This window comes from Streptomyces sp. A 4/2, assembly GCF_940670765.1.
Classification (GTDB): domain Bacteria; phylum Actinomycetota; class Actinomycetes; order Streptomycetales; family Streptomycetaceae; genus Streptomyces.
Genome location: NZ_CALNVW010000093.1, coordinates 1 through 461, shown reverse-complemented (window position 1 = coordinate 461; position 461 = coordinate 1). Strand labels below are relative to the sequence as shown.

The following is a 461-nucleotide window of genomic DNA, read 5'->3' as shown; positions in this document are numbered from 1 at the left end:
CGAGATGATGATCAGGGCGAGCAGCGGCACCATGTCGTAGGCGAACCGCTGTCCGGTGATGGCCCCGCGGTCCTTCATCCGGCGCCAGAGGAAGTACGAGGCGCCGGGGATGACCAGCACCGCGGCGATGTCCAGACCGTGGAACATCACCCAGCCGACGAAGTTCAGCGAGTCGAAGCCGAGGATCTTGATTCCCCAGACGCGCATCTCGTAGCCGGGCCCCGAGCCGCTGCCCGAGGTGAAGGTGAACCAGCCCCAGGTGAGGGGGAAGGTGATCAGCGCGGCGAGGACGCAGCCCCAGAAGATCAGCTGGTGGGCGGCCCAGCGCGCGTGGGAGCGGGCTCCGAGGAATTTCTGGAGGCCCAGATAGGTGGCGATCATCTTCGGCAGCGCGGTGGGCGTCCTGCGGAAGTTCTCGGCCGAGAACAGGCTGCTCCAGCCTTTCCCGAAGAGCCGTCGGG

At 66.8% G+C, this 461-nt stretch carries 1 pseudogene; it reads right to left on the bottom strand.

Annotated elements, in window-relative coordinates:
* Nucleotides 1–461 (bottom strand): annotated as a pseudogene (locus NBY69_RS37165) (MFS transporter); the annotation flags it as partial.